This is a genomic window from Patescibacteria group bacterium (genome assembly GCA_041661505.1).
Classification (GTDB): Bacteria; Patescibacteriota; Patescibacteriia; order Patescibacteriales; family JBAZCA01; genus JBAZCA01.
In genome coordinates this window covers 89058-111203 of sequence record JBAZUF010000001.1, presented here as the reverse complement: position 1 = coordinate 111203, position 22146 = coordinate 89058, and the positions used below count along the sequence as shown (strand labels likewise).

The window sequence follows — 22146 nt, the reverse complement described above, 5'->3', positions numbered from 1 at the left end:
CAAGGATATTTGCTCTAATTTTGCAATATGCCGATTGAGAGTGAGCCGTCCATCGGCCGCGAAAATTTAATTTCCAATACAGAACCGGAAAAAAATGAGGGGCCCGGCAACGAGATTCTGATCAGCGAACTGAAAGAGTTGATTTTTTTGGCGCAAAAAAGCGGTACTAACGGAGAATTTAATTATGATGACGAAGCCGAGGATGAATATGACGAGACTTCAAAAGAGCTTGGAAGATTATACCTGGAAGCCTGGGGCAGTGTTCTTGAGAAATTGGATAATCTCCGGAAAAAGGAACTTTCGCCCAAAGAAAAAATAATAATTTCTCATATTATTTTGGGGATAATGAATACCGTACCGGAAAACTCTTACTATAGGCTGGTTGAATCTTATAGCGATATTATTTCCGACGGGGCAGTATTACTCAAGCAAGAAGATGTCGAGAAGCTAGACAAATTTGATCCAAAAGGCAAAAATCGGGAAGAGTTGATTGAGATGGAGATTCTTGCAAAGAGAAAAGAGCGGATTTTAAATACGCTGGAGCTCCCTAGTCAATGGCGTACGCTTGATTACGAGCCTTTTGATCCTTACTTGGAAATGAGGAAAATAAGGCATTTTAAAACCGGCTTGCCGAACGAGGAAAGGAGCTCTATTCAAAAAACGAGAATGGCCGAATACCAGAAGAAACAAGATGAGCAAAAAAGAGGAATTAAGAATCTGCTTAAAGATTTAAAGGAAGCAACATGGAGTGATCCCGATCTGGCTTACGAGGAAATGGAGAGCATGCTATACGGCAGAGCGGCGAAGGCCAGGCTTACTCCCCATCAAATATCGCTCTTTGAGAAAGGCCTTACGGATTACATGATTAAACACGAAACAGTAAAGACTTACCGAAGGATTTACCAAGATGACGATGAATTATTTAATTCATGCTTTGGCCGCGAACCTAAAGGAGAAATAAAGGTTCGCCAGGGGCCAATAACTTTGTATTTTCGTTGCTTTGAACTTGACGACTACTCATTAATTTATAACCAGGACTTGGTCCAAAGGAAGGAAGTAACCAAAGAAATGCGGCAAAAAGCCGACAGAAGCGGCGGCGTTTTTATTTCCCGATGCAGGATTGCAAGATTAAAAAATTGCATCATTGCCGAAAATTCCCATCATTTGCCTCCGGGAGTGGCTGACTATATTAGCGAAGAAATTTATGCCCACGAAGAACAGCATGCCATTCACAGGTTATTAGAAGGCACAGGAACCCGAGATGGATTTGGCAAGAAAGAAATTATTTCCGAAGAAGAGGAAATTCTTGAATCGCAGCTGAAAAAAAACAGAAATAAGTTTTTGGAAGACGCTAAAAATGAAATTCTGGCTTATATTAAAACGGGAAAAGAATCTTTGAAAAATATTGCTTCTATTTTATCCAAAAAAGAGGAGCAGGGGGGATTGTATAACTACTATAGAGATTGGGAAAAGGAAAGCGCGGAAGCCTATAAAAAAGTTTTTACAAAGCTGGGGCTGGAGAGTAATAAGATAGAAGAGATTTTTGAAAAGATATTTGTAAAAGAATACCAGTCATATATAACTAAAGCTCTAAAGGCTGTCGATATGCTTGAGAGAAGAGGCAGTTCTTGGCAGGATATAATCCATCAATTGGGCCATGAACCGCTTACCGAATGGCTGAATTGCGCCGGCAGGGCGATAGCTCTTGACGAAATAAGGAGCGGGAAGCCGATAAAGAGATGGCGGGATGTTATAGTGGAAAAAAATAAGATGGAAGAATGGGAGGGCCGCGGGGAATTGTTCCTTAGGCAAAACCGTAAAAAAATCAAAAAAGATAAATATCCCAAGAAAAGCAAGTTTCCTAATAAGGGGAAAGATTTTTTAAAAAAAGCTAATATTGAATGATAAATTTGATTAGATGTTGACAAATAAATTGAAGTATGATTAAATAGCAGTCAATAAAATAACACCAATTTGCGTATTAGCAAATAAGACCCCCGCGGTCTTATTTGTTTGTTTAAGAAATAAAAACCAAAGTAAACGCTAGAATTTTGGCGAAACGATAAATGGTGCTCCCGGGAAATATTTGGGAGCGATAAAGGTGTTCTTTAATCGAAGGAAGGGAGAATTAGAAGCATGCAACATTATGATTACATGGCGGAGTTTGTTGAGTTCGAAAAGGAAAAGGCCGATAAGGCCGAAGTAATTTTTGGAGTTATAAGTATGCTCGAAGCCGAGCATCGCATCTGGTGCGGGGCAGTCTGCTTTGAAGACTACTCGACAATTTGCGACCTGCTTCACGAGCTGGCTTATGAATACTTTGAACTCACCGGCGAGCCGTATGTTCCGACTTTGCCGCCCCCGCCGCCGTATGTTCCAGCATGCCCGGCTGTACACGGGCTTTTTTTCGCCGAACCGCTCGCCGCCTAACGGCACATACCCCCCCCGAAAACCCGAGGGACGAGAGCTTGTTTTTCCACAGCCCGTCCCTTTTTTCTTGCCTAAAAACAAAGGATTAGCACTCTCTTGACAAGAGTGCTAACGGGGGTATATAATATTTTTAGCTTTGGCAACGCGTTAAAATAGCCGGTTTCAGGGCTATCGCGGACGCCCATAAACGGATATGGAGGACAGAAAAAGATACATCCTAAATACTGTCATAAAAGAGTACCTAAAAACCGGCGCGCCGGTCGGTTCCGGCGTTTTGGTCGAGAAATATAAACTGGATATTTCGCCGGCCACGGTTAGAAACGAGATGTCGGCTTTGGAAAATGAGGGCTATATCATCCAGCCGCATACTTCCGCCGGCCGGGTGCCGACCGAAAAAGCCTATAAATTTTACATAAGCGAATTAAAAGAAAAAAAGTTAAACGCGGAAGATGTTAAAATTGTTACCGGGCATTTAAAAAAGGGCACGGAAGAAGCTTTTAAGCAGACGGCCAAAGAGCTCGCCCGCATCTCCGGCAATGCCATAATTTGGGCCATAAATCGTCGTAACTTATATTACACCGGAATTTCCAATCTCTTAACCCAGCCTGAATTTATCGAAAGTAATCTGATTTACAACATCTCATTTATCATCGACCAGCTGGAAGAAGTAATAGGCAGAATTTTTGACAAAGTCGAGGGCGAGCCCTTGATACTTATCGGGACGGAAAATCCGTTCAGCAATTATTGCTCAAGCATAATTTTCAAGTATAAGTACAACGGCGACCTGGGGTTAATCGCTATGCTCGGGCCTCTGCGGATGGATTATGAAAAAAGTTTGTCGCTGATGAAATTAATTAATGAGAAATTGGCGGGAGGGCGCCCGCAGGCCAGTAAGCGATAAAAATAAAGGTTTAGATTTAAAATAAAAAACTATATATGGCGGAACAATACAATTGTCCGGAAGCGGTAGCGGCCGCGTTAATATATAATGATCAGGGAGAAGTTTTTTTAACCAAAAGCAAGAAATGGGGAGACGCCTGGCAGATTCCGGGCGGACACATTGAATTAGGCGAGACTGCCGAAGAGGCTTTAAAAAGGGAGATAATGGAAGAAACCGGCTACGAAATCGATAAAATCGAATTCGCTTACGTGGGCGAAGGAATAAATCCTCCGCTATACCACCGAAAAGCCCATTTTGTCTTTTTAGATTATTTCGCCCATTTGGCCGGAGGAGAATTAGCGGAGATGAATGAAGAAATGGATGAGAATATCTGGATTAAGCCGGAAGAGGCTTTGAAAACATTGGAAATGAATCCCTATACAAAACTATTGGTGGAAAAATTTACCAAAAGGCGGGAAAAGCATGATTTTGAACATAAATATAAACGGGCTTTAGCCGATTACCAGAATTTATTAAAACGGACAGCCGAGGAAAAATCCGAGTGCGCTAAGTACGCGAGCGAAAATTTGATCCAGGCGATTTTGCCGGTTTACGACAATTTGAAACTGGCGTTAATGCATAGTAACGGCGCTAAGGATGGCAGTGATGAAAAAAATAGCGGTAAAGACGGGGCGGGAAACGGCGGGCAGATTGAAGAAGGCTTGAAGATGGTGCTCCGGCAATTTAAAAATATTTTGGAAGAAGAAGGCGTAAAAGAAATTGAAACAGCCGGCAAACCGTATGATCCGCATGCTATGGAAGCTATGGGGCACACTGCGACGAATGATAAAAAGATGGATGGAATAGTAGCCGAAGAATTAAAGCCGGGCTATAGGCTGAAAGGAAAAGTAATCGTTCCGGCCAGAGTAAAGGTATTTGAGTTTAAAAAATAGTTTACAAATAATTAGCACCGGGATTAGCGCTCTGGCCGGGTCTGCCGGACCATTGGCTAATCAGGCAAAAAAATATGAACGGATTAATAAGATGGAGGGAGCCATTCGAAGATATCGAGGGGATGTTCTCCGATTTTATTCCGGCGGTAAGAAGCCGGATGGCCAAGTCGGGATTTATCCCGGCCATCGACATGTATGAGGACAAAGACAATATAATCGTCGAGGCGCCTTTGGCCGGCATGGATCCGGAAAAGGTGGATATTTCGATTGAAAATGACATTTTAACAATCAAAGGCGAAAGCGAAAAAAGAAGCGAGGTGGAAGACAAAAACTATTACCGCAAGGAAATCCAGCGGGGGAGCTTCTACCGCAGTGTTCCTCTTCCTATGAGAGTGGAGGGCGATAAAGCGTCGGCCGCGGCCGAGGATGGGGTATTAAAAATTTCCATCCCCAAAGCGCCGGAAGCGAAGACGAATAAGGTGAGGGTGAATATTAAGAAAAATTAAATATATTGTATGTCGAAAATTTTAGGAATAGATTTAGGAACTACAAATTCGGCGATGGCCATTATTGAGGGCGGCGTGCCGAAAATTTTAGAGAACGCCGAAGGGTCGCGGACCACGCCTTCGGTCGTTGCCGTATCCAAAAACGGCGAACGGATTGTCGGCCAGGCCGCGAAACGGCAAGCTGTTATTAATCCGCAAAATACGATTTACGCGGTTAAGCGCTTGATCGGCCGAAAATTCGAGGACGACGAAGTCCAGCGCGACTTAAAAACCGCGCCTTATAAAATTGTCAAAGGAAACGGCGGAGTTAAGGTGGTAATGGGCGATAAAGAATATACGCCGCAGGAAGTTTCGGCTATGATTTTAGCTAAGATGAAAGCCGACGCCGAGGCGAAACTCGGGGAAATAATTACCGAAGCGGTAATTACGGTTCCGGCTTATTTTGACGACTCGCAAAGGCAGGCGACTAAAGATGCCGGTAAAATTGCCGGCTTAGATGTGAAACGCATTATTAATGAACCGACGGCCGCCGCTTTAGCTTACGGCTTTGATAAAAAGAAAGGCCAGCAAGTCGCGGTGTACGATTTGGGCGGCGGAACTTTTGATATTTCCGTGCTGGATATTTCCGCTGATACGGTTGAAGTAAAATCAACTAACGGCGATACCCATTTAGGCGGAGAAGATTTTGACCAAAGAATCGCCTCCTGGATTATTGATGAATTCAGAAAAGACCAGGGCATTGACCTTGGAAAAGATCCTTTGGCTTTGCAAAGAATTAAAGAATCGGCGGAAAAAGCTAAGATTGAATTGTCTTCGACTAATGAAACCGAAATCAACCAGCCGTTTATAACGTCGGACGCGGCCGGACCCAAGCATTTGCTTTTAAAAATTAGCCGGTCCAAACTGGAAGAACTGGTCGGGGATTTGGTGGAAAAAACTTTGGGCCCTTGCCGGGCGGCGCTAAAAGACGCCGGAGTGGAGACTAAAGATATTGAAGAAGTGATTATGGTCGGCGGAATGACAAGAATGCCTTTGGTGCAAAAAATGGTTAAGGAATTTTTCGGCAAAGAGCCGCACTTAGGCGTTAATCCGGATGAAGTAGTCGCGGCCGGAGCGGCCGTCCAGGCCGGAGTTTTGCAGGGCGACGTTAAGGATGTGCTGTTATTAGATGTAACTCCTCTAACCCTGGGAATTGAAACTTTGGGCGGCGTTATGACCCCATTAATTAACCGGAATACAACGATTCCGACTTCAAAGTCGCAGGTCTTTTCTACGGCCGCCGACAGCCAGCCGAGCGTGGAAATTAATGTCTTGCAGGGCGAGCGGCCAATGGCAGGGGATAATAAGTCGCTCGGACGGTTTATGCTGGACGGAATTCCTCCGGCGCCGCGCGGCGTTCCGCAAGTGGAAGTATCTTTTGACCTCGACGCCAACGGCATCTTAAACGTTTCAGCCAAAGACAAAGCCACCGGTAAAGAACAAAAAATTACCATTACTTCTTCTTCGGGCCTTTCTAAAGATGAAATCGAAAAAATGACCAAAGAAGCCGAACTCCACGCCGATGAGGACAAAAAGAAAAGGGAAATTGTTGATATGAAAAATCAGGCGGACTCGCTCGTCTTTACCACGGAAAAACTCTTGCGCGAATCCGGCGAAAAAATGAAGCCGGAAGATAAAAAGGAATTGGAAGACAAGGCAGCGGAATTGAAGAAAGTTAAGGATACTGATAATATGGAGGATATTAAGAAAAAGATGGAAGAATTAAGCCAAATAGCGCAAAAGATTGGAGCGGCTATGTACCAATCCGCGCAAGGCGGACAGACAGGAGGCGCCCAGGGTGGTGCGCAGGGTGCTCCGGGTTTTGGTGGAACTGGAGCTGGCTCGGAAAGCGCCCAGAGCGGACCTGACGCTAGCGGACAAGGCGGCGCTGAAAATAAAGACGGACAGGATAAAAAAGGCGAAGGGCCGGTCGAAGGCGAGTTTAAAGAAAAGAAGTAGATAATCTGTTATAATTAGAAATGAGTGAGCCCCGCACTATGCGGGACGAGCGAATGAGGTTATGTCATCAGACATAATAGTTAAATGCCAGGCGACTTCTGGCATTTAGCGTATTATTGAATAAGGCTGGTTAAAAGATTATGTCAAAAGATTACTATAAAATTTTAGGCGTCGATAAAAATGCTTCGCAGGACGATATAAAAAAAGCTTTCAGGAAGCTCGCGCACGTGCACCATCCGGATAAAGGCGGCGGAGATGAAAAGAAATTCAAAGAAATAAATGAAGCTTACCAGGTTTTGGGCGACGCGAAAAAACGGGCGCAATACGACCAGTTTGGTTCAGCATTCGAGCAAGCGCAAGGCGCCGGAGGCTTTGGCGGCTTTGAAGGCTTCCGCGATTTTTCGGGCTACACCAACGGATTTAACATTAACATGGATGACCTGGGCGATATGTTCGGCGGACTGGGGGACATGTTCGGCTTTGGCCGGCGATCCGGCGGAGGCGGGCGAAGAGCAAAAAGAGGGCGGGATATTGAAACGGAAATTGAAATAAATTTTCAAGACGCGGTTTTTGGCGTCGAAAAGGATATTCGAATCAGGAAGAATGTTGCTTGCGATAAATGCCAGGGGTCGGGCGCGGAACCGGGAGCTAAAATCGAGGCTTGTCCGGTCTGCAATGGATCCGGCAGGATAATAAAAAACCAAAGGACGATTTTCGGCACCGTGCAGATGGAAACTATCTGCCATAATTGCCAGGGCGAAGGGAAAATCCCAAGCCAGAAATGCTCCAAGTGCCGCGGCTCGGGCGTATACAATAACGATCCGAGCATTACCATAAAAATCCCGGCTGGAATCGATAACGGCGAATCAATCCGGTTTGCGGGCCAAGGCGAAGCCGGCGAAAAAGGCGCGCCATCAGGCGACCTGTATATTAAAATAAGAGTCAAGCCTGATTCGCGCTTTAGGCGCGAAGGTTATGATATCTATAGCGAAGCGCAAATAAAATTTACCCAGGCGGCGATTGGCGCTAAAATCGAAGTGGAAACCGTGGACGGAAACGTGGAATTAAAAATTCCCGAAGGCACCCAGCCAGGTACCGTGTTTCGGCTAAAAGAAAAGGGCGTTTTAAGGCTCCGCGGCCGCGGGCGGGGCGACCATCTGGTAAAAGTAAACGTGCGGATACCTAAGGGCTTGAGCCGGAAGCTGAAAAAAACTTTAGAGGAGTTGAGCGAGGACGGAATTTAACGGATTGAAATATTAAAAATATTTTAAAAAATATGGCAAAAAAATTTGTTTATCTCTTTATTGGCCTGGCTTTCACGGCCGGAATAATCGTTGGCGGAGTTTACGCCGTCCGCAACGGCATAACCACCGCGGTGGCCGACAATCTGCGTTTAGACGACCAGGAAGCGACCATCCGGGCGATTAATAAGGTTAAACCGGCAGTTGTAAGCGTTATCATTTACAACAAAGAAGATGATATCCGGGTAAAAAAGGGCTCGGGCACCGGGTTTATAATTTCATCCGATGGTTTGATTATTACCAACAAGCACGTGGCCGCGGTAGCCAGCGAAAAAACTTCCGAGTACCGGATCATACTGGCGAGCGGCAAAGAATATTACGCCCAGTTTATCGGCAAAGATCCTTTGAACGACCTGGCGATTTTAAAAATTTTCGATAAGAATTTGCCGTATATCGAGATGGGCGATTCGGATAAATTAGTTGAAGGGATGACGGTAATAGCGATTGGCAATACTTTAGGCCTCTACCAAAATACCGTGACCAAGGGAATCGTTTCCGGACTGGGAAGAAGCGTCGCGGCCAGCGACAAAAACGGTCAGGCGGAATTACTGGATAATGTAATCCAGTCTGACGCGGACATCAATCCGGGCAATTCCGGCGGGCCGCTAATAGATTTAAGCGGCAAAGTGGTCGGCATCAATACGGCGATTGACCAAGACGGCCAAGGAGTGAGTTTTGCTATTCCGATTAACGACGCCCGGCCGGTAATAACTAGCGTAAAAGAACGCGGCCGGATAGTTCGGGCGCGGCTGGGGGTGCACTATACTATGCTCACCCCGGAAATAGCCAAAGATAAAAAATTAGGCCGGGATAAGGGCGCTTGGATAATAGCGGGTGAAAACGGATCGCCGGCCATTTTAGCGGATTCGCCGGCGGAAAAGGCCGGTCTTCAAGCCGGGGATATAGTTTATGAGGTAAACGGGATTAAGATCGAGGGGGGAAAAACTTTGCAGAGCATTACCCAAAGGTACAAGCCGGGCAACAAGATCGGCTTGAAGATTTTAAGGGGAGGCAAGTCAATCGTCATAAACGTGGTATTGGATGAATTCAAATAAGCATTAGCAGTACAGAATATAAAAAAATTAGCCCGGACGCGTGAAGCTTCCGGGCTTTTGTATTTAGGGTTAATATTGTATGAGCTTGTCGGGCCTTTTCCCCGAGTTTTTCATTTTCTGGCAAGGCGGAAGAGAATTAAAATAATTCGTTCCGGACAAGCTTACACACTGGAGCAATAGCTATAAGCGCGGAGATTACCGCAAACACTCCGAACAATAAAGCTGTATGGAAATCGTCGGAGCCTGATTGACCTGTGGCCATTACCAAGTACAGCGCGGATAGCGCAGTAAAGAAAATTATCCAGCAAAACGTGCTGAATCTCTCCGAAAAGAAGATAATTTTTCCGTCACGCGCGCAAAAAAATATAAGTCCGCAGGAAATTATGAAAATTATGAGTGGTCCGAAGAAAAATACCTCCGTTTCGGCGCAGAGTTTGGAGCAAAAAAGCGTTGCTGCGATTACGGCCAGCATTGACGCCTGTAAAAAAACAACGGAAAGATGCACGACAATACTCATGACCCAATCCTTTCAAGAATGAAATGTACACTAAAATCCATTAGCATGAGCCTTAAAAAGCTCATCTTAAATCTGTGCCGATGGTGGGACTTGAACCCACAAGGCCGTGAGGCCACACGATTTTGAGTCGTGCGTGTTTGCCAGTTTCACCACATCGGCTTCTAGCGTCGGGGTCAGGATAGGATGATTAATCGCTAATCTGGGCTCAAAAAAAGCCCTAATCAACGGCGAAGGCTGTTTTTAGTATAATTCAAAAAGCCTAAATTGTCAAAGCGGATAAATTAAAGTATAATACTATGGTAAGGAAAAAAGTCCTAACGTTTCAATTTTGCTATGGGCAAGATTATTTCTATTGTCAATCAAAAGGGCGGAGTGGGAAAAACTACGACGGCCGTTAATTTAGGGGCGTACCTGGCCTATTTTGGCAAGGAAGTTTTATTAGTGGATATTGACCCGCAAGCTAACGCTACTTCGGGTTTAGGCATCGACCACCGGAATCTGGAGCACGGCGTTTATGAGGCTATAATCGGGAACAAGCCGATTTTTGAAGTGATAAAAAGGACTTTGCAGGACGGATTTAAAGTCGCGCCTTCGACAATTGCTTTAGCCGGCGCCGGAGTAGAGCTGGTTAGCATGCACGACCGCGAATTCAGGCTGAAAAACATACTGGATGAAGTAAAAGATGAATACGATTTTGTAATAATCGACGGGCCGCCGTCGGTCGGCCTTTTGACAATTAATAGCTTAGTAGCCGCTGATCAGGTTTTAATTCCTATTCAAAGCGAATATTACGCGTTAGAAGGGCTGGGCCAGCTTTTGGAAACTATCAGCCTGGTGCAAAACAATTTGAAGCCCAATTTGAATATTTTGGGGGCGCTCATTACCATGTTCGACCGAAGGAACCGGCTTTCCGGATCGGTCATGCAGGAATTGTACCAATATTTTCCCAACCGGGTATTGCGGACGGTAATCCCAAGAAGCGTGCGCCTGGCTGAAGCGCCGAGCTACGGGCGCTCGATATTGCATTATGACCCCAAATCAAGGGGCGGCCGGGCGTACGAAAAACTGGCCAGGGAAATAATCGACCTGTATTAAAATAATTTTTTTAAACAATGCATATGGCCAATGGACTCGGCAGGGGACTCTCATCGCTCATTCCCCAAAAAGTGAAAAAAGTTACAACCGCGGCCGGCGAGACCGTTGTTGACGTATCAAGCGATTTTGACCGCGACAAAGTTTTGCATTTGGCGCCGGAGAAAATTTCCGTCAACCCGCAGCAGCCGAGAAAAGATTTTAATGAAAAACAGCTTCAGGAATTAATGGAATCAATTTCCCAGTACGGAATTATCCAGCCTTTGGTAATAACCCGCGCCGGAAATAAATATGAGCTTATCGCCGGCGAAAGGCGCCTTAGGGCCGCGAGAGCTTTAGGGCTAAAAGAAGTGCCGGCCATTGTCCGGGAAGCCGGGGAGCAGGAGAAACTAGAATTGGCCTTGATAGAAAATATCCAAAGGGAAGACTTAAATCCGATTGAGCTCGCTCTGTCTTACCGCAAGCTGATTGATGAATTTAATATTACCCACGAAGAATTAGGGCGCCGAATCGGAAAATCCCGGCCGGTGATTTCTAATACTTTGCGTTTCCTCGGCTTGCCGGAGAAAATCCAGGAAGCGATTACAAAAGGCGATTTGAATTCCCGGCACGCCATCGCTTTAGCCGGCCTTGACAGCCCCGCGAAGCAAATGGCACTATTTGAAAGGATAATGAAAGAAGGCCTTAATACAGTTGATGTTTTTAAAGAAGTGCAAACAAAGTTCGGCGGATCAAAAGAGTCGCGGATTAAGGCCGACCCGCGAGACCAAAAAAGGGAAGAGGTTTTGCAAAAGTATTTCGGCACCCGGGCGGAAATCCAGCGCACCGGAAAAGGCGGGAGGATAATTATAACTTATTACGGAGACGAAATGCTAGATGATATAATCGATAAGATCGGCGGGATTGATTAAAACGAGAATCAGGAATTAAGAATAAAGGATCAAGGGGCTATTCTTGATTCGTGATTCTTAATTCTATTTTTATTTATGGCTAAATTTGTCCATCTCCATAACCATACCCATTATTCGCTTTTAGACGGCCTCACAAAAATTGATGAGCTAGTTGGCGCGGCAAAAAAAGACGACGCGCCGGCCGTTGCCATAACCGACCACGGTACGATGTACGGCGTTATTGAGTTTTACGAAAAATGCAAGAAGGCGGGAATCAAGCCGATTGTCGGCGTGGAGGCGTATTTAGCTCCCGGATCGCGCACCGACAAAGCCACCAAAGAAGATGAAAGAAATTACCATCTTCTTTTGCTCGCTAAAAATAATGCCGGCTATAAGAATCTCCTTAAACTTACTTCAATCGCCCATCTGGAAGGATATTATTATAAGCCGCGCATCGATTGGGAAGTGCTTTCATTATATAAAGACGGACTTATTGCCTGCACGGCCTGCGCTTCGGGAGAAATCCCGAAGCTTATTATCGCCGGAAACCTTCCTAAAGCCAGGAAGAGAATTTTAGAATATAAAGAGCTTTTTGGCCCGGGGAATTTTTATCTTGAACTGCAAGACCATCCCAGCCTGCCGGAGCAGAAAATAGTGAATCGGGAGCTAATCGAATTTTCGCGCGAACTCGGGGTGCCGCTGGTCGCGACCAACGATCTGCATTATTTAAAGGAAGAAGACGCGGATGTTCAGGATGTTTTATTGTGCCTGCAGACCAAGAGAAAAAAAGAAGATTCCAACCGGATGGAGATGTCCGGGAGCGATTATTACTATAAGACTGCCAGGGAAATGGAAAAGTTTTTTTCCGATGTCCCCGAAGCCCTATCGAATACTTTAAAAATCGCCGAAGAATGTAATGTCGAAATCGAAATGGGAAACGTCCAGCTGCCGTATTTTAAAGTTCCGGAAGGCCAAAACGAAATGGGTTATATAAGAAAGCTTTGCGAAGAGGGCCTGGAAAAAAGGCGGCAGATAAAGTTTAGCCAGGCTGAACCGGCAATAAAAGAACGGCTGGATTATGAATTGTCGGTAATCGAAAAAATGGGCTGGCCGTCATACTTTTTGATTGTGGCCGATTTTGTAAATTGGGCAAAGGACAACGGGATAGTAGTCGGGCCGGGCCGCGGATCGGCGGCCGGGTCGCTTGCTTGCTATTTGATGGGAATTACCAATTTGGATCCGCTTAAATATGATTTGCTTTTTGAAAGGTTTTTAAATCCTGACCGCATCAGCATGCCGGATATTGATATGGATTTTGCCGATCTTCGGAGGGATGAAGTGATTCGGTATGTCGAAAAAAAGTACGGCAAAGAGCACGTCTCCCAAATCATCACCTTTGGAACCATGGCCGCCCGGGCCTCATTAAGGGACGTCGGCCGGGTACTGGATTATCCTTATGAATATTGCGACCGGCTGGCTAAGATGATCCCCCCGCTTACTAAACTGAAAAAAGCCATCGGCTTAGTCCCGGAACTAAAAGAAATTTATGAGAAAGAAGACGCGGCCAAAAAAATATTAACCTATGCCATGCGCCTGGAAGGAGTCGCCCGCCACGCATCAACGCACGCCTGCGGAGTGTTAATTACAAAAAATCCTTTAACCGATTACGTCCCCCTGCAATACGCTTCTTCGTCTGACCGGAGTATTGTCTCCCAATATTCTCTGCATCCAATTGAGGACTTGGGGCTCCTCAAAATGGATTTTTTGGGGCTTAAGAACCTGACTATCATCGAGTCGGCAATCCGGATAATAAAAAATACTCGGGGATTGAAAATCGACATCGATAAGATTCCTTTGGACGATCCGGATACTTTCGGGCTGTTCCAGAACGGAGAAACAACCGGCGTATTCCAATTCGAATCCTCGGGCATGAAGCGGTATATGAAAGAACTGAAGCCGAACGACTTTGAAGATATAGTCGCCATGGTAGCCTTGTACCGGCCGGGGCCGATGGAATGGATTCCGGATTATATCCAAAGAAAGTATGGGAGGAAAAAAGTCGAGTACTTGCATCCCAAGCTCGAGCCGATTTTAAAAAAAACCTACGGGGTGGCGATCTACCAGGAGCAAGTCATGCAAATCGCGCGGCAATTAGCCGGGTTTTCTATGGGCGAAGCCGACGTCTTGCGCAAAGCGATGGGAAAAAAGATCGCCGAGCTTTTGGCCGAACAAAAAGAAAAGTTCATTGACGGATGCGTTAAAAACGGAATTTCCAAAGAGCTGGGCGAGGGTATATTTTCTTTTATCGAGCCTTTTGCCGGGTATGGCTTTAACCGTTCGCACGCCGCCTGCTACGCTTTAATCGGCTATCAGACCGCCTATTTAAAAGCTCATTGGCCGACTGAATTCATGGCGGCGCTACTCATTTCCGATCAGGGCGATATTGACCGGGTAGCCATCGAAATTGAAGAGTGCCGGAAAATGGGAATTGAGGTTTTAGCGCCGGACATAAACCAGTCATTTGATTTTTTTACGGTAATAACGTCCGGCACCCAAACCAACCAAATCGCGCGCGAAGATGAAAAGGTTAATACCATCCGCTTCGGTCTTAAAGCCATAAAAAATTTCGGCGCCCATATCGGCGAAGCCATAATTAAGGAAAGGAAGGAAAACGGACCTTTCAAAAATATAAGCGACCTATTGAAGCGGGTAGTCGATAAGGACTTAAATAAAAAGTCGCTTGAGAGCCTTATTAAATCCGGCAGTCTGGACCAATTCGGGGAAAGAGGGATGTTTTTAGAGAATATCGAGGCGATGCTAAGCTTTAATAAGGATATTGCCCGGGCTAAGTCTAGCGCCCAGGTAAGTTTATTTTTTGACGCGCCGCTGTTAAACCAGTTTGAAGAAGTAAAATTAAAGCCGGCCGCTCCGGTCGAAAGGCAAAAAAAACTGGCCTGGGAAAAAGAATTTTTGGGTTTATATATTTCCGACCATCCGTTTTTAGATTTTAAAAAGGAAGCTGGAGCGCTAATTCCCCCCATCCGGGAAGTAAAGCGCGCTTCCCGGAATGAGCCGGTTAATTTAGCCGGCATTATAGCGAGCGTAAAAAAAATCATTACCAAAAACGGAGAATCAATGGCCTTCGTAAAAATTGAAGATGATACGGACAATCTTGAAGCTTTAGTCTTCCCCCGGCTTTATAAAAGCTCCGGAGAAATCTGGCAGGAAGGAAAAGCTGTCGCCCTCCTGGGGAAACTTTCGGAAAAAGACCAGGACGTGAAATTGCTTTGCGATAAAGCCGTAATTTTGGAATTGGGAAAAGTAAAGGAAATTTTAAGGGGGCTAAAGCCTGAATACCGGACCAACGGCAATTCGTTCACTTTTAACGGGCGCAATACTAACGGAAACGGCCAGGAGGGCGGCCGCGGCGATTTTAGCGCGAAGAATGAAGGCGGAGTAAAAAAAACGCCGCGCCAGGAAAAAATTGTTTTAATTTCCATCGGCGGTAATTTTGACAATAATTTTCTTGAAACCCTGAAAAAAATATTCCTCTCCGCCCCCGGAAGCTCAAAAGTATTTTTAAAGGTTAAAAACGAAGGGCAAAAAGACAAAATAGTCGAAACCGGCTTTAAGGTAAGCGCCGAAGCGCTGGCCTCCGGCCAAATTCAGGGGGTGGAAAAATTAAATTTGGAGCTTGTAGACAAGGTTTGATTTTGATGTTATAATTGGGAAGAATTAATATTTTTTTCTCTATTAATTTTAAGGGTCTTATTTTAATCGGGAAATAAAAATACATGCCTTCTTTAAAATCTAAAAGCAATTTGCCGGCCAAGCCGGCTTCCCGGCCAAGAAAAAAACCGGCTCCGAAAAAAAGCGTGAAGAAAAGCGAAAAGTCGCCTGTTCCCCGGGCCCCTTCATTTAACATACCGATTAGTTTATCCGCTCCGATTTTTCCTAAAGAAGGCGGGAGATCGATTGACGCGCTAAAAGAATTTTCCAAAGACCGGAACGAAAAAAAAGAGCCGGAAGATTATTTGGCCAAGGCCAAAGAGGTGATTGCAAGGAATGCCGGAGAGAGGAAAAGCGGCCAGCCTCCTAAATTGGGGCTTTATAAAAAAATCGCTTATAGTTTTATTTTATTAGTTTTGGTGCTTCTGGGCGTAGTGTTTTATTTTTCTTTCGTGAAAATTAAGATCGTCATTGTCCCTAGCCAGGAAGAAATAACCGACAGCCTAACTTTTAAGGTGGTTGGAGGCCAGCCTTCAAACCCCGGAAACGGCGGGGCGGCCATTGGGGGAGCGTTGGACGAATTTAATGTTGCCGGCGAAGAAAAAATAGAAGCCACCGGAGAAAAAGTTATAAGCGAAGAAGTCCAGGGGAAAGTAATTGTTTATAACAGCTATATAAAAAATCAGCCGCTGGTCGCCTCAACCAGGCTCCTTTCGTCCGATGGAAAGTTATTCAGGACGAAAGAAACGGTTAATGTGCCGGCCGGGGGAAATATAGCGGTTGATGTTTATGCCGATAAATCCGATTCTACGATGGTGATTGGCCCGTCGAAATTTACTATCCCGGGGCTTTGGGCCGGACTGCAGGATAAAATATACGCCGAGTCTAAAGAACCCATGAGTTATAAGAAAAATTCGAAAAAATTTGTTAAGGAGGAAGACATCCAAAACGGGATCAATAAAGTTAAAGAGTCTCTTGCCGCTAAGGCGTTAGCTGAAGCCAGAGCTAAATATCCCCAATATGACCAAATACTTTTAAAGATTGACGACAATGCCATAAAAAAAGAAATTGACGCTATGGCTAATGAGGAGAAAGATAGTTTTACCGTGAAGTTAGAGACGGCCGCGGAAATGGCCGGCTTTATGGAGAGCGAGTCAGCCAGTCTGGTAAAGGATCGGTTCAGCCTTACTATACCGGCCGGAAAAGAGTTAGTGAGTTTTAACGGGGATGGGTTTAAATACGAATTGGTTAATATTGACGCCGCCGCCGGCCGGGCAGAAGTAAAAGCCGAATTCAGCGGCAAGGTGGCGGTTAAAGATTTATCGAAAATTCTTGACCCAAAAGATTTGGCCGGGCTTTCCAAAGCGCAGCTTGAGGAATATCTTAAAAGTAAAGAGGGGATCGCTGATTATGAAATCAAATTTTCCCCTTCGTTCGTTAAGCGGGTTCCGGCGATGCTGGACCGGATAGAAATAGAGGTAATGAAATAGCGGTTGACAGAAAAGCGGATTTTTATTAAGATTATTTTACAAATTAAACAAAGAGGCGATTGGCCGGTTTACCAAGCCGGCTGCCGCAAAGCCTATGGGCCTCGCGGTATCCAGAATAATCGGGACTAAGCCGCATAAATTAAGAGTTCCGCCGGCATATCGGCGGAAAAACTGGGTGGAATCCCTAAGCATAGGGACTTCGGCTAAAGGCCGGAGCCGCGGGTTAAACCTCGTCCCAGTGCAACCATGTTTTGGCTGCATTAGGACGAGGTTTTTGTGTTTATATAATTTTATAACTTAAGTCTAATTTAATATCAGCCGGATGGGATGCTTCATCAGGCTGAACCGGAAAACATATGGCAAAAGATGAAAAAAATATCGAAGCTTTAAGGCACTCGCTGTCCCACGTAATGATGCAGGCTTTGGAAAAAATGTATAAAGCGATTCCCGGCGTCGGGCCGTCAATTGAAAACGGCTTTTACCATGATTTTGACGCAAAACACCAGGTGTCAGAAGTTGATTTGGCGAAAATCGAAGAAGAGATGCGGAAGATAATAAAGGAGGATTTAGTAATAAAAAAATCAGAAATGCCTGTTAAAAAGGGGATTGAGTTTTTGGAAAAGAAAAAATATATTTATACGGCTGAACTGGCGCGGGATTTAGAAAGGGAGGGGGAGAGCGTGATAACATTTTTTGAACAGGGAGATTTTATTAACATGTGCAAGGGTCCGCACATCGCTTCGACCGGGAAAATAAATCCGGAAGGCTTTAAATTGACTAAGCTCGCCGGCGCTTATTGGAAGGGCGACGAGAAAAATAAAATGATTCAGCGGATTTACGGCGTGGCTTTTGAAACTAAAAAAGAGCTGGAAGAATATTTAAAACGGATGGAAGAAGCGGAAAAGCGCAATCATATAAAGCTGGGAAAAGAACTTGAGCTTTTTGCCAGTTTTAATGAGATTGGGCCGGGACTCCCGGTTTGGCTCCCCAAAGGATATGTTATCCGCCGCGCGCTTGAAGATTATATGATTAAAATGGAGCGCAGCTACGGCTACGTCCATATCCAGACTCCGCACATCAACCGGAAAGAGCTTTTTGAAACTTCCGGCCACTGGGGTTTTTATAACGAAAGCATGTATCCGGCTTTTGAAGTCGGCCAAAATTTGAAAGACGCCCAGGAAGGCAAAAAAGCCAAAGTCAAAGAAACTTATGTCTTAAAGCCGATGAATTGCCCGGCCGGCATTATGGTTTATAAAATGAAGCCGCATAGCTACCGGGAACTGCCGATGAAGATCGGCGAGCTGGGCACGGTTTACCGTTATGAAAAATCCGGCGAGGTGCACGGCCTCCAGCGCGTCCGCGGCTTTACTCAAAACGACGCCCATATCTTCTGTACGCCGGAACAGCTTGAAGACCAGTTTATGGAAGTAATGAAAATGATGGACAATTTTTATAAAGATTTAGGGTTTACCAATTATAAATACCGGCTCTCGCTTTCCGACGCGGAAAAATCAAAATACGTGGGCGACAAGGAAAGCTGGAAAAAGGCCGAGGAAACTTTGCGCAAAGTGCTCGAAAAAAATGACGTGCCATTTTACGAAGCCAAAGGCGAAGCGGCTTTTTACGGTCCGAAGCTGGATGTCCAGGCAGTTAACGTTTACGGCAAAGAAGATTCAATTTCAACCATCCAGGTGGACTTCAATCTGCCGGAAAGGTTTGAACTGTCTTATATAGATGAAAACGGAAAAAAGAAGCAGCCGTTTATGATCCATCGGGCTCTGATCGGGTCATTTGAGCGCTTCTTCTCATATTTAATTGAATATTACGCCGGAGCGTTCCCGGTTTGGCTTTCACCGGTTCAGGTTAAAATACTGTCTGTTGGGGAAAAACACGCTAACTTTAGCGAAGATTTTGCTAAAGAGCTGGTAATGGCCGGAATTCGGGCTGAAGCCGACACTGGGGACGAAACTCTAGGCAACAAAATCCGCAAAGCTTCGGGAGAAAAAATACCTTACGTAATAGTAATCGGCGATAAAGAAATGGGCGGCGGCCAATTAGCCGTGCGCCTCCGTGGGCAAAAAGACTTGAAGCAGATGAGTAAGGACGAGCTGATTAGGGAAGTGAAAGAAAAGATTGAAAAAAGGGCCTCAAACTAGCCGTTTTTGGAAAACTGGCAGTATATTAGCCGGACAACCCGGGCTTTGCCCATTGTCCGGCTTTTTGGTATAATAGAATATATGCCCATGCCTAAAAAGCTAAAAATTATTATTTTATTTCTTTTTGTCTGCCTGTCAGTTTCTTCGTTTTTCTTAATTAAAGCGATCGGAATGGCGGCGGACACCGGAAGCTCACCGCAAGCCAATGAAGAAGTGCGGAATCTGAATTCGCAAATTGAAGAAAGAAAAAAAAGATTGAAGGAGATCCAGGACCAGCAAACCGCCTACAGCCAGGCGATTCGGGAAAAACAGTCCGAGCAGGCGAGCTTGGGGAGCCAGTTATCAATTATCGATAACCGGGCAAAAAAAGCCGAGCTGGATATTGCCGAGACCGAGGTTGAAATTGACCGGACCCAGCTGGAAATCCAAAAAACCCAGCTGGAAATAAAAGAAAAAGAGGATGAAATCCAAACCCGGAAAGAATATATCGGAAAAGTTTTGAGGCTGGTTTATAAGCAGGATGACGTAAGCTCTCTGGAAGCGCTTTTGCTTAATGATTCTTTTTCGGAATTTTTAAACCAGTTAAAATATTTGGAAGACGTAAATTCGGAAATTCAGGAAGCCTTGGGCGAAGTCAAGGATAGAAAGGCTGAACTGGATAAAATAAAGATTGAGCTCGACGCCAAGGCGGCAGAACTGGCGAAATTTAAGGCCGGGCTGGAAGAGAAAAAACAAAATTTGGCGGTCGAGTATGATAACAAGAATTATTTATTGGAAGAAACCCGCCAGTCGGAATCCCAGTACCAGTCTCTTTTGAGCCAGGCCAAGAGAGAGCAGGCGGCCGCCGCGGCGGATATCAGCAATTTGGAAAAAACCGTAAGAGAAAGGCTCACCCGGCTTGACCCGAAAAAACTGGAATATAACGACTCGGGCATGATCTGGCCGGTAGCGCGCAACGTAGTCACCGCCACATTCCACGATCCGGATTATCCTTTCAGGTTTGTTTTTGAGCATCCGGCAGTTGATATCCGGGCTGGGCAGGGGACTCCGATCAAAGCCGCTTCATCCGGCTATGTTGCCCGGGCTAAAAACGGCGGTAAAGCTTATAGCTATATTATGCTTATCCATGGCGACGGTCTGGCAACGGTTTACGGGCATGTTTCAAAAATTTATGTTGAGGAAGACGAATACGTAACGCAAGGCCAGGTTATCGGTCTTTCTGGCGGAATGCCGGGAACGCCCGGCGCCGGACCGCTTACTACCGGGCCGCATCTCCATTTTGAAGTCCGCTTAAACGGCATACCGGTTAATCCTTTAGAATATTTGCCTTAATAAAATTTATATCTCTAAGTATATATTAATCGCTTGGCCCGCTCCGTTCCGCGAAATACGGGGCAGAACGCAGGGCTCGCCCACCTTGTTTATGAGCCAAATGAAATTTAATAGCCTGGGATTCACCCTGATTGAACTTTTGGTGGTTATTTCCATTATCGGGTTCCTTTCCACGTTAGGAGTAGTGAATTTAAAAAACGCGCGAGAAAAAGCGCGCGATACAACCAGGCTGTCAGACCTAAAGCAACTGAAAAATGCTATGGAAATGTATTTTAACGACAACCGCCAATATCCTCCGTCCGCCCAGACCGGCATTATCGGGATCGGCGGTACGATTGACGCCTCTTTGAGGCCGTATTTGCAAAAGACCCCGATTGACCCGCTGGGATCATCCGATACGCCGGCCAATTCCGTCCATTTTTATTACTATGACGGCGATGTTAATTGCACCGGGGGAGAATACGCGCGCATTGCCGTAATTTATTCCAAAGTTATGGAGCGGATAAGCGGCAATGCCTCTAAAATATGCACGACTTTTACCGGCCTGGACGGTGGCGGCAACGCTAATTCGTATTACATTTTAGCCGGTCCATATACCAACTAAGAGCGCTATCTACCGGTCTTTTATTTTTTTTCCGCCGTGGAAATTTTTATGGATATCCCTTAAGCGCTTATTGGTTACGTGAGTGTAAATTTGAGTAGTGGCGATGTTCCTGTGGCCCAAGAATTCCTGAACTGTCCTTAAATCGACTCCCTGGGTCAATAGATCAGTAGCGTACGAATGCCTTAGGGTATGGGGGGAAGCCATAACCGGCAGACCGGAAATCAATATATATTTTTTTACGATATCCTCAATGCTTCTTGTCGTTAATCGGCGGGAAGCGTTTGTTTTACTCTCGCCGCGCTTGAAATTAATAAAAAGCGCCGGATCAAAATCCTTGCGGGCTTCCAAATATCTTTTAAGACTGGCTACCGCCCTGTCGGAAAAATATACCGTTCTTACCTTGCCGCCCTTTCCCACTACGGTTATTTCAATGTCTCCTTTCAGGTTTTTCATTTTAAACTGGTCGCGGTTTAAGCGAACGAGTTCGGCCACCCGCAAGCCGGTAGAAAAGAGGGTTTCCAAAATGGCGCGGTCTCTTAATCCCTGTATGGAATCCATCGCCGGGGCTAAAAGCAAGGTTTCCACCTGGTCTAGATTTAAAAATTTAATTTCTTTATCGCCTTTATTTTTAGCGAGCTTAATTTTTGAAGGCGGAAGGGAAGGGATATCTTTCTCAATAAAGTATTCAAGCATTCCGCGCAGGGCGATTAGATAATAGTTTTGGGTGGATTTTTTTAATCCTTTTCCGGTTTTTTTGTCCGCGAACTTGGACATGTATACGCGGTACTTCCAGACGTGTTCATAGGTAAGTTGAGAGGGGAGTAGTTCCCCGATCCCTCCCTCTTTGAGCCAATTAAAAAATCTTGATAAAAAGCGGGAATAATTCTCCTGGGTTTTAGAAGAGAGGCCCTTTTCGATCTCAAGGAATTCAAGGTAATCAACTAGATATTTTGTTATTGGTTTAGGCGGCATAAGCAATAAAGAGAAGCGATATAACCCCTGTGTTTATTGATGTTAATACTTCGCATAATGTAGGTTAAACGAAGTGATAAGCGGCTTTTCCAGGGGTCTTCCAGAAAAGCTCTTCCCCTTAGCCTAATGTAAAATGGATGCCGAAGAAATTTATTTCAGCCAAAAATAGCAAAGAAATTTTTATTATCAAAAGGAATACCCCGATGATTAAGAGGCAGAAAATTATTAACGCCAAATAGAA

General features: G+C 45.2%; 16 protein-coding genes and 1 tRNA gene. 15 read left to right on the top strand and 2 right to left on the bottom strand.

Features of this window, described 5'->3' with window-relative positions; translation table 11 throughout:
* Positions 1-27 precede the first annotated feature (27 nt).
* The 8 genes from WC715_00630 (at position 28) to WC715_00595 (ending at position 9123) form a co-directional block, all read left to right on the top strand.
* On the top strand, positions 28-1905 hold the full coding sequence (locus tag WC715_00630) for a hypothetical protein (GenBank protein ID MFA6170955.1): 1878 nt from the start codon (positions 28-30) through the stop codon (positions 1903-1905).
* A 231-nt stretch (positions 1906-2136) separates the two neighbouring features.
* Entirely contained in the window at positions 2137-2430 is a 294-nt protein-coding gene (locus tag WC715_00625) for a hypothetical protein (GenBank protein MFA6170954.1), read from the top strand.
* Positions 2431-2623: 193 nt separating this feature from the next.
* Positions 2624-3331 (top strand): hypothetical protein, encoded by a 708-nt coding sequence (locus WC715_00620; protein ID MFA6170953.1) that lies wholly within the window; start codon positions 2624-2626, stop codon positions 3329-3331.
* A gap of 35 nt (positions 3332-3366) precedes the next feature.
* Positions 3367-4263 carry a nucleotide exchange factor GrpE gene (grpE, locus tag WC715_00615; protein MFA6170952.1) on the top strand — a complete coding sequence of 299 codons (897 nt, stop codon included), beginning with the start codon at positions 3367-3369 and terminating at the stop codon, positions 4261-4263.
* A 74-nt stretch (positions 4264-4337) separates the two neighbouring features.
* Positions 4338-4769, top strand: a complete 432-nt coding sequence (locus WC715_00610; protein ID MFA6170951.1) for an Hsp20/alpha crystallin family protein — start codon at positions 4338-4340, stop codon at positions 4767-4769.
* A 9-nt stretch (positions 4770-4778) separates the two neighbouring features.
* Positions 4779-6767 carry a molecular chaperone DnaK gene (dnaK, locus tag WC715_00605; protein MFA6170950.1) on the top strand — a complete coding sequence of 663 codons (1989 nt, stop codon included), beginning with the start codon at positions 4779-4781 and terminating at the stop codon, positions 6765-6767.
* Positions 6768-6907: 140 nt separating this feature from the next.
* Entirely contained in the window at positions 6908-8011 is a 1104-nt protein-coding gene (gene dnaJ, locus WC715_00600) for a molecular chaperone DnaJ (GenBank protein MFA6170949.1), read from the top strand.
* 32 nt (positions 8012-8043) lie between these two features.
* Positions 8044-9123, top strand: a complete 1080-nt coding sequence (locus WC715_00595) for a trypsin-like peptidase domain-containing protein (GenBank protein MFA6170948.1) — start codon at positions 8044-8046, stop codon at positions 9121-9123.
* Between the two features lie 592 nt (positions 9124-9715).
* Here WC715_00595 and WC715_00590 read toward each other — a convergent pair.
* Positions 9716-9799 (bottom strand) — tRNA-Leu (locus WC715_00590).
* 174 nt (positions 9800-9973) lie between these two features.
* On the opposite strand from WC715_00590, the gene WC715_00585 reads away from it, so the two are divergent.
* The 7 genes from WC715_00585 to WC715_00555 all read left to right on the top strand — a co-directional run bounded on the left by WC715_00585 (position 9974) and on the right by WC715_00555 (position 20933).
* Positions 9974-10735, top strand: coding sequence for an AAA family ATPase (locus WC715_00585; protein ID MFA6170947.1), 762 nt, complete (start codon positions 9974-9976; stop codon positions 10733-10735).
* Positions 10736-10758: 23 nt separating this feature from the next.
* Positions 10759-11643 (top strand): ParB/RepB/Spo0J family partition protein, encoded by an 885-nt coding sequence (locus WC715_00580; protein ID MFA6170946.1) that lies wholly within the window; start codon positions 10759-10761, stop codon positions 11641-11643.
* Positions 11644-11718: 75 nt separating this feature from the next.
* The gene (locus tag WC715_00575; protein ID MFA6170945.1) at positions 11719-15333 is read left to right on the top strand and encodes a DNA polymerase III subunit alpha; all 3615 of its coding nucleotides are present in this window, start codon (positions 11719-11721) and stop codon (positions 15331-15333) included.
* Positions 15334-15416: 83 nt separating this feature from the next.
* Positions 15417-16841, top strand: a complete 1425-nt coding sequence (locus WC715_00570; protein ID MFA6170944.1) for a hypothetical protein — start codon at positions 15417-15419, stop codon at positions 16839-16841.
* 356 nt (positions 16842-17197) lie between these two features.
* Positions 17198-18997, top strand: a complete 1800-nt coding sequence (thrS, locus tag WC715_00565; protein ID MFA6170943.1) for a threonine--tRNA ligase — start codon at positions 17198-17200, stop codon at positions 18995-18997.
* 81 nt (positions 18998-19078) lie between these two features.
* The gene (locus WC715_00560) at positions 19079-20329 is read left to right on the top strand and encodes a peptidoglycan DD-metalloendopeptidase family protein (GenBank protein MFA6170942.1); all 1251 of its coding nucleotides are present in this window, start codon (positions 19079-19081) and stop codon (positions 20327-20329) included.
* Between the two features lie 91 nt (positions 20330-20420).
* Entirely contained in the window at positions 20421-20933 is a 513-nt protein-coding gene (locus WC715_00555) for a prepilin-type N-terminal cleavage/methylation domain-containing protein (GenBank protein MFA6170941.1), read from the top strand.
* A 9-nt stretch (positions 20934-20942) separates the two neighbouring features.
* On the opposite strand, the gene WC715_00550 is transcribed toward WC715_00555, so the two are convergent.
* Positions 20943-21905: a tyrosine-type recombinase/integrase gene (locus WC715_00550; GenBank protein MFA6170940.1), complete on the bottom strand. Its 963-nt coding sequence runs from the start codon at positions 21903-21905 to the stop codon at positions 20943-20945.
* Positions 21906-22146 lie beyond the last annotated feature (241 nt).

Coding starts and splice junctions, on each gene's coding strand:
- WC715_00630 (MFA6170955.1), top strand. CDS start 28: ATGCCGATTGAGAGTGAGCCGTCCATCGGCCGCGAAAATTTAATTTCC.
- WC715_00625 (MFA6170954.1), top strand. CDS start 2,137: ATGCAACATTATGATTACATGGCGGAGTTTGTTGAGTTCGAAAAGGAA.
- WC715_00620 (MFA6170953.1), top strand. CDS start 2,624: ATGGAGGACAGAAAAAGATACATCCTAAATACTGTCATAAAAGAGTAC.
- grpE (MFA6170952.1), top strand. CDS start 3,367: ATGGCGGAACAATACAATTGTCCGGAAGCGGTAGCGGCCGCGTTAATA.
- WC715_00610 (MFA6170951.1), top strand. CDS start 4,338: ATGAACGGATTAATAAGATGGAGGGAGCCATTCGAAGATATCGAGGGG.
- dnaK (MFA6170950.1), top strand. CDS start 4,779: ATGTCGAAAATTTTAGGAATAGATTTAGGAACTACAAATTCGGCGATG.
- dnaJ (MFA6170949.1), top strand. CDS start 6,908: ATGTCAAAAGATTACTATAAAATTTTAGGCGTCGATAAAAATGCTTCG.
- WC715_00595 (MFA6170948.1), top strand. CDS start 8,044: ATGGCAAAAAAATTTGTTTATCTCTTTATTGGCCTGGCTTTCACGGCC.
- WC715_00585 (MFA6170947.1), top strand. CDS start 9,974: ATGGGCAAGATTATTTCTATTGTCAATCAAAAGGGCGGAGTGGGAAAA.
- WC715_00580 (MFA6170946.1), top strand. CDS start 10,759: ATGGCCAATGGACTCGGCAGGGGACTCTCATCGCTCATTCCCCAAAAA.
- WC715_00575 (MFA6170945.1), top strand. CDS start 11,719: ATGGCTAAATTTGTCCATCTCCATAACCATACCCATTATTCGCTTTTA.
- WC715_00570 (MFA6170944.1), top strand. CDS start 15,417: ATGCCTTCTTTAAAATCTAAAAGCAATTTGCCGGCCAAGCCGGCTTCC.
- thrS (MFA6170943.1), top strand. CDS start 17,198: ATGGCAAAAGATGAAAAAAATATCGAAGCTTTAAGGCACTCGCTGTCC.
- WC715_00560 (MFA6170942.1), top strand. CDS start 19,079: ATGCCCATGCCTAAAAAGCTAAAAATTATTATTTTATTTCTTTTTGTC.
- WC715_00555 (MFA6170941.1), top strand. CDS start 20,421: ATGAGCCAAATGAAATTTAATAGCCTGGGATTCACCCTGATTGAACTT.
- WC715_00550 (MFA6170940.1), bottom strand. CDS start 21,905: ATGCCGCCTAAACCAATAACAAAATATCTAGTTGATTACCTTGAATTC.